Origin of the sequence: Lactiplantibacillus pingfangensis (assembly GCF_005404945.1) — a bacterium.
GTDB lineage: Bacteria > Bacillota > Bacilli > Lactobacillales > Lactobacillaceae > Lactiplantibacillus > Lactiplantibacillus pingfangensis.
This window is the reverse complement of the sequence record NZ_BJDG01000048.1, coordinates 1-7,374: the sequence shown is the minus strand read 5'-3', so window position 1 is coordinate 7,374 and position 7,374 is coordinate 1. Positions and strand designations below refer to the sequence as shown.

The window sequence follows — 7,374 nt, the reverse complement described above, 5'->3', positions numbered from 1 at the left end:
AGCCCCCGGTAAAATACCGAGAACTCGCCGTTCAAAAAGCAGCTTAACAATTTGTCCAATTTTAAGGGTTCACTTCATAACCGTGGCTTTTTAGTCAGTCTTGTCTTACTCTTTAACAGTTTTTTCGGGGTCTTTGTCCTCGGTAAAAATGGGATGTACATCATCTTCGCAATTTACTTACTTGGTTTTGAAGGCGGTTCACCACTCTATCATGCCCTCGGTCGTCAAAATGGCAGCCGGTCTAAGCAACTGGCGCAAGGCGGACTTATTCTTGGTCACCTGCTGGCTTTCACAACGATTCCCGTGTTATACTTAATTGGGTTACTATTGATTGCCCTATACGTCGGCTTTGAAAATCCCGACATCAATGACAGTGTTTATACTGCTGATGAGGCTGATCCCGATTTAGCGATTATTAACAAATATCGCTTTTCAACATACGGTGGCTTACTTTGCCAATTATGTTTGTTTGCCTTACTTGTCACCGTTAGCGTCTGGCAAAAGCTTAAATTAATGGCCTTTTTCAATCCAAGTGGGGACAGTTTAAAACTGACTTACTTGCATGGCGTGGCTTGGCCACTGCTGCTCATCTCTTTGCTACTTTCAATCGTGACGATCTATGGTCAGCAGTACTTTAAACCTATGCATCCGTCGCATTAATTGTCCCACTAAGGAGGCTGTTTTATGATTTTTGTGGCTCTAGCTGCAATTCTATTACCTTTAATTCTATTGGGTGGTTTCAATCTGCCAGCCACTCGTGGTATGAGTATCAGCGCCGTCGTCGTCATCATCACCGGCTACCTATTCTGGCAATTATCACCGGCCGTGCTTGGCGCTTCCATTTTGCAAGCACTACACAAGTCCCTGCCCATTCTTTGGATTCTATTTGGGGCCCTCTTAATGCTGAACAGCTTACGCGCAACCGGCGCTATCGACCGGATCAACCAAGGCTTTAAGGCATTATCTGCCGACATGCGCTTACAAACGGTGCTCGTTGCCTTTTTATTTGGTGGCTTAATTGAAGGTGTCTCTGGCTTCGGTACCCCGGCGATGGTGACGGCCCCCTTGTTAATTGCACTGGGATTTTCACCGATGGCTGCCGTCATTTTGGCCTTAGTTGCCGATTCAACGCCGGCAGCCTTTGGCGCAGTCGGGACACCATTAACGGTTGGTCTCAGCAACGTCACGGAAAATGCCAATCGCCTCAATCTGATTGGCTTGCGGGTTACCCAACTTGATTTATTCGTCGGCGCATTAATGCCGGCACTATTGATTTTCATCTTGATCATGGGTTTCGGCCCTAAAACTCAGCGGCTCAAACAATGGTTGACCATCTTACCTTGGGCCCTCTTAATCGGCTTGGTATATAGCAGTATTGCCTTGTTAAGTGCCTGGCTAATTGGTTATGAATTCATTTCGATTCTTGCGCCATTGGGAACCTTAATTGTTGCCATTGTCAGCATCCGTTATCATTGGCTCTTACCAGCGACGACTCGCAATCACCCTTGGCAAGTCTCCGGTGCGCCATCCGCCAGTCGTGACACGCCAACAACGACAATGCCGTTGTTACAAGCTTGGTTTCCTTATTTGCTAGTAGTGATCTTGCTACTGGCGACACGCGTTTGGCAACCATTCAAAACCTTACTGACGTCAACGCTAAACTTATCATGGCAACACATTTTAGGTTTCAAGACGATCAACTCTGACTGGGAATTTCTTTACTCACCCGGGACGATCTTAGCACTTGCCGCCATCATTGGGTTATTGGTTCAGGCTCGGTCGCTCCGGCCATTAGTGCCAACGGCTAAAAAAGTCGTTGGTTCCATGGGCGGCACCGCTCTGGCCTTGGTCGTGACCTTGATTATGGTTCAGGTGTTTACCAACTCTGGCTTAAATTCAGGCAATCTGCCAAGTATGCCAATGTATATCGCCAAATTTGTTGCTAAATATTTGACCGGCATTTGGCTGATCATTGCCCCATTCCTTGGTGAATTAGGGTCCTTTGTCACTGGCAGTACGACGGTTTCAACCTTGACCTTTGCGCAGATTCAAGCAGACATCGCAACCAATGCCGGCTTAAATACAGCAGTGGTCTTAGCTGCACAGCTGATCGGTGCGGCGGCTGGTAATATGATCTGTGTTCACAACATCGTCGCAGTCAGCTCGGTCGTCGGCCTGAATGGTCAAGAAGGCGCCATTTTACGTCAAACGATTCTACCAGCGTTGGGCTATGCGGCCTTAATTGGGCTTGCGGGTCTCGTCTTAACGGTCCTCATCTAAAACAACCGATTCTAGTTGCTAAACTGGCAACTCGGAATCGGTTGTTTTTTCAGACAGCTATTCTGAAATTTGCATCATTTTACGCTAGAATGTATTTTAATGATGCAATTAACTTAGGAGGATGGCTGCCATGAAAGTAATGCTCGTTCCTAATCTCCAGTTGGGCACTCGGCTCTTGGGCCCAACGACGGATGCGACCGCCAACCGCGCACTCTATCAACGCTATGCCAATCGCTTACAGGCCGAACTAGGCATCGGCTTTCAAGTCTATGTCGATACTAGTGACGGCTACGAGCTGTTGCACGCCGCACCCAATGACCACGAAACAACTTGGCTGACGGCAGCCGCGGTCTATGCGGCACTGACACCAGAATTGCGGCAACAACATCACTGTTTATCGCTCACCGATGATCAAATTCTGCTGAAGGCGACGACCACAATCGTTCAACAGTTAACACAGCCACAGCAAAACGCGCCAGAAAATTAATTCTGACGCGTTTTTGATTAAGCTTTTTGTTGATGTCGATGCATCCCGGTCTCAACTAATAAGAGGCCAATAAACCAAGCAATCGAACCAATGACCGCCCAGCGGTTTACGCTGTCGAAACACAATACCACGGTCACTGCGACAAAGAAAACCAGTGTGGCAATGTTTGAAATTGGAAACAGTGGTAATTTAAATGGATTGCGACTAGAATCCGTCGTTTTTTTATACACATAATGACAAACTAATAGTGAACACCATACGATAATGAAATTAGTCGTCGCCACATTTGAAATCAGCGTGAAGACGGTACTTGGAATCACGTAATTCAGCACCACAATCACGAGTAAAATCATTGATGAGAAGAATAATGCCTGTGCGGGCACGTTATACCGATTGACCTTTCCCATCCATTTAGGCGCATTTTGACCATGGGCCAACGTAAACAAGGTCCGACTAGTACTGAAAATGGCACTATTACAAGCAGAGAGCGCCGCGGTTAACACGACAAAGTTAATAATGCTAGCTGCCGCCTTGATGCCAACGTCACTAAACACTTGGACGAATGGCGATTGCGATGTCGTAATCTGATCCCAAGGATAAATTGACATAATCACGAACAAGGCACCAACGTAGAAAAATGAAATCCGAATTGGCAGACTATTGATTGCACGTGGCAATTCCTTTTCGGGATTTTCAGCTTCACCAGCGGTAATCCCAACCATTTCGATTCCTGTAAAGGCAAAGATGACTAACGAAAACGAGGTCAAGAAACCACTGATTCCCTTTGGAAAAAAGCCGCCGTGATTGACCAGGTTGCCCATACTTACCGTCTGACCGCCGACATGAGCGGCCGAACCAATCAGAATTGCCCCCGTCACGATTAACGCAATAATTGCGACGACCTTAATCATTGAGAACCAGTATTCCAATTCACCGAAGGCACTGACCGATAAGAGATTGAAGACTAATAAAATTAGAATAATCACGAGTGGCGTTACCCACTGTGGAATCCAAGGAAACCAATAGCGAATATAAATGCCGCTAGCCGTTAAATCGGCCATTGCCAGACTAATCCAGCATAACCAGTAGGTCCAACCAATGGCAAACTCAAACTTTTTGCCTAAATACAGATTGATAAACTCCAAAAAAGAATGCAACTTCGTATTTGATAATAGGAGCTCACCTAATGCGCGCATCATCAAGTAACAAAAGAACCCACCAATGGCGTACGCTAACAATATTGAGGGGCCAGCTTGCTTGATGGCTGCGCCAGAGCCTAAGAATAATCCCGTACCAATGGCACCACCGAGCGCAATCATTTGAACGTGGCGACGTTTTAACTTTCGTGCCAGCTGTTGATCTTCCATAAGTCCTCAACTTTCTTGGTGATTATTTTAATGAATTAATTGCTAATTACATATTAGCCTATTCTAGGCTAAAAAGTCGTTACGGGCAACCTTAATTCTAGCCGTAACGACGCCTTTAATCGTTTTCAATTGCTTTCAGACCACAGATTTGTTATGTTTAGAAGACCTATTACGGCTTGGCATAACAGCGTTAAGTCGGCACAAGTCGTGCAACCAGTTTTGACCTCAAATTTAAAGGAGCTTACTTATGCAAACTCAACCAACCGACAGTGTCTTGAAACGGTTCTTCAAAGGCGTGATCATCGCGCTCGGATTTATTCTTCCTGGTGTTTCTGGCGGCGTTTTAGCCGCAATTTTAGGTATCTATGAACGCTTACTCGGCTTTATGGCGCATTTTCGCCGAAATTTCAAACGCGATTTTTGGTACTTTGTGCCGGTTGGCCTTGGTGGGATTGTCGGCATTGCGTTGCTATCCGCGCCGCTCGAATACTTACTTGCCCACGCACAAGTGATCCTGTTATGGGGCTTTGCGGGCGCCATCATCGGGACGCTACCAGCATTGACACAAACAGCCAGCGCCAAAACCCCACGCGATACTATTGATTACTTATGGTTTTTTGGCACCTTACTAATCAGCGGCACCCTGTTATTTTTCATGAGCGATATTTTTGGTCAAATTCCGGCTAATTTCGGTGGCTTTGTGCTTGCCGGTGTACTAATAGCATTAGGCGTGTTAGTCCCTGGACTAAGTCCTTCAAACCTACTGCTGATTTTAGGGTTATTTACGCCGATGTTAACTGGATTCAAACAATTTAATTTGCTCGGCGTCTACTTGCCAATCGCTATCGGTGGGGCCTTAGCTATGGTGCTCTTTTCTAAAGGTATGGAACTTTTGATTCAACGCTTCCATTCGCGCGTCTACCATTTTATTTTGGGCATTGTCGTTGCCAGTACCATTTTGATTTTAGTCCCCAATCCTAAAGCCGCTGAAAGTATTTCCTATGCCGGTGCAACGCCCATGACGATCGTCTACAGTGGTCTGGCATTGATTGCTGGGGTTGCGCTGGGCTACTGGATGAGTCGACTAGAGTTAAAATACAAATAGGCTGTTCAGTGTTGACGCGCCTGTAACCGTCGTAATTCGTTAACTTGAGCCTGAATCTCTCCTAGCATTTGGGTTTGCATTTTTTGAATTTCCAACATGTTAGGTTCATCTTTTTGAATCAAATGATCAACTTTTTTGTGCAGCACCCGAATCTCTTCCTCAGATTTTGAATTCACCCGGAAGTCATTCACCGCTTGCAAGCGATCATATTCTGCGGCTCGATTTTGACTCATCATAATTAACGGGGCCTGAATCGCTGCCACCATACTCAGAAATAAGTTCAATAAGATAAATGGATATGGGTCAAAGTGTGCGCCAAATAAGGGCAACACGTTTAATAGCATCCAGACTAGCATCACACTTAAAAATGAGATAATAAACGCCCAGCTCCCGCCAAATCGCGCGACGGCATCCGCAACTCGTTGACCAACCGTCAACGAGTTTTCTAATTGGCGATTAACATCGACAACTTGATAGCGATTTTTTTGCATGATGTGGGTCAGCTGCTGATTAATTTTTTTATTTTGTTGATAATCTTTGGCAATCATCTGATCCATTTTCTGCATCCGATAACCAACTAAATGTTCACTACAAATAAACGAGGTCGGTTTAGCAGTTGGATTCGCTTGTTTAATAGCAGCCTGCAATTGTTGATCTAACTCCTGTAAGGTCATCCCATCCACCAGATCATAAGTCGCGTGATCGATTAAGCACATTGCAGTTTTTGGCATTCGACTCACCCCTTTGCTTTAACTGCCTCGATTATAGGCCTTAATTCGGCTAAACACGACGAATTGCTAAGTAACGCATACTGAGCAAACGAACCCACGTGATCAACTCAGGACAGAAAAAAAGCGTTTGAGAACGTTCCAAACGCTTTAACCCTTACGCATTCAATTCATCAATCAACATCATCGTTTGATTTTCACCATCATCTAAAACAGCAATGGTTTCAGGAAAGCTGCGCTGATAATCAAACGGCAAGTCGAACTCAAAGATTGACTCCTGATGGTCATCGAAGACCACCGTCACGCGACCATGCCGAGCAATCAGGGCAAACTGAATCACACGGGGTAATGCCACCACACCACGTAGATCTTGATCAATCACGCCCCAAATACCATCAATGACCTCGCTTGGCAATTTTGCGACCAAGCCAAAAGTTGCGTACCGCTCTGCATTTTGATTAAACATCGTTGCCACCTCACTTCTAACCTAATTATCGCGAACGACCACCGCGACTTCTTTTTCAATCCGAACAAATAGCCCTTGTGAATCTTTGCGAAAGTCGGCTTCTAAACTGGTACCAGTTGGCTTAATTACCCCAACAACTTTGGCATTAATCCCATAAATATCAATATTTTGCTGCTTGGCATCCCATTTGACCGTCCAGTAGCTGCCTTCTAGGGCTTCATCCACAAAATATTGTGTGCCAGCTAAGACCGCCTCGTGAATCACACTGCTTTCATCAGCAGTCAGGCCAGTCTCACGTTCCCACTGTAATTTTTGATTGACCTCTAGCATATCACCAGGAATTAAATTTTGCACGTGACATTCCTCCACTCTATTACACTAGACCATTTTGGCCTGTCTCTTCGGTTATTATCATACCATATTGCGTGCATTTGAACCGGTGCGAGGCTTATTTTAAGACTAGCGTTTGGCACAGATAATCGTTATACTTTGCAATGAGGTGTCGAAAATGAAATTAACCGATATTGCGGATAATATTGCGAAGAGTATTCAAATTTATCAGGCCAACAAACACAATGACTGCATCGTTTATGCCGTGGAATTTACGGATGAAAGTCATAAGGCCGCTCAGGGGTGTGTCGTGGCCCGTATTGATGATGCCACCCACTATTCACTCACAAGTTACGACTGTCGCTATATGGACACGGGTAAAGAGATCCTCAGCCAGACCTTGGGGGCGTTCTTCGAATGTGACGACAATTTAGACCAACGGCAGCCACTGATTGACGCCATTCAGGCAAAACTAGGTACGACTGACGCAACCAACTAAAGTTTCACGACTTAATTGTACTCATAAAAAATAAGTGGCTCTATAATATCTGTTGTTGGTAATCAAGACCAATCTTGGTTACTGGCAACGGATTTTTTATGCACTTTTTATG

General features: G+C 45.3%; 9 protein-coding genes. 5 read left to right on the top strand and 4 right to left on the bottom strand.

What is annotated here, in order from left to right:
• Nucleotides 1-51 precede the first annotated feature (51 nt).
• The 3 genes from FFM74_RS13285 (at nt 52) to FFM74_RS13275 (ending at nt 2,767) form a co-directional block, all read left to right on the top strand.
• Entirely contained in the window at nt 52-660 is a 609-nt protein-coding gene (locus tag FFM74_RS13285; protein ID WP_137627107.1) for a hypothetical protein, read from the top strand.
• Nucleotides 661-684: 24 nt separating this feature from the next.
• Nucleotides 685-2,280 (top strand): L-lactate permease, encoded by a 1,596-nt coding sequence (locus FFM74_RS13280; RefSeq protein ID WP_137627106.1) that lies wholly within the window; start codon nt 685-687, stop codon nt 2,278-2,280.
• Nucleotides 2,281-2,410: 130 nt separating this feature from the next.
• Nucleotides 2,411-2,767: a hypothetical protein gene (locus tag FFM74_RS13275; RefSeq protein WP_137627105.1), complete on the top strand. Its 357-nt coding sequence runs from the start codon at nt 2,411-2,413 to the stop codon at nt 2,765-2,767.
• A 17-nt stretch (nt 2,768-2,784) separates the two neighbouring features.
• On the opposite strand, the gene FFM74_RS13270 is transcribed toward FFM74_RS13275, so the two are convergent.
• Entirely contained in the window at nt 2,785-4,134 is a 1,350-nt protein-coding gene (locus FFM74_RS13270; protein ID WP_137627104.1) for an amino acid permease, read from the bottom strand.
• Between the two features lie 247 nt (nt 4,135-4,381).
• Here FFM74_RS13270 and FFM74_RS13265 point away from each other — a divergent pair, with 247 nt between their 5' ends.
• Nucleotides 4,382-5,239, top strand: coding sequence for a DUF368 domain-containing protein (locus tag FFM74_RS13265; RefSeq protein WP_137627103.1), 858 nt, complete (start codon nt 4,382-4,384; stop codon nt 5,237-5,239).
• A 5-nt stretch (nt 5,240-5,244) separates the two neighbouring features.
• On the opposite strand, the gene FFM74_RS13260 is transcribed toward FFM74_RS13265, so the two are convergent.
• The 3 genes from FFM74_RS13260 to FFM74_RS13250 all read right to left on the bottom strand — a co-directional run bounded on the left by FFM74_RS13260 (nt 5,245) and on the right by FFM74_RS13250 (nt 6,787).
• Nucleotides 5,245-5,970, bottom strand: a complete 726-nt coding sequence (locus FFM74_RS13260) for a DUF1003 domain-containing protein (protein WP_137627102.1) — start codon at nt 5,968-5,970, stop codon at nt 5,245-5,247.
• Between the two features lie 154 nt (nt 5,971-6,124).
• Entirely contained in the window at nt 6,125-6,433 is a 309-nt protein-coding gene (locus FFM74_RS13255; RefSeq protein ID WP_137627101.1) for a DUF960 domain-containing protein, read from the bottom strand.
• 21 nt (nt 6,434-6,454) lie between these two features.
• Nucleotides 6,455-6,787, bottom strand: coding sequence for a hypothetical protein (locus FFM74_RS13250; protein WP_137627100.1), 333 nt, complete (start codon nt 6,785-6,787; stop codon nt 6,455-6,457).
• 154 nt (nt 6,788-6,941) lie between these two features.
• Here FFM74_RS13250 and FFM74_RS13245 point away from each other — a divergent pair, with 154 nt between their 5' ends.
• On the top strand, nt 6,942-7,262 hold the full coding sequence (locus FFM74_RS13245) for a hypothetical protein (RefSeq protein WP_137627099.1): 321 nt from the start codon (nt 6,942-6,944) through the stop codon (nt 7,260-7,262).
• Nucleotides 7,263-7,374 lie beyond the last annotated feature (112 nt).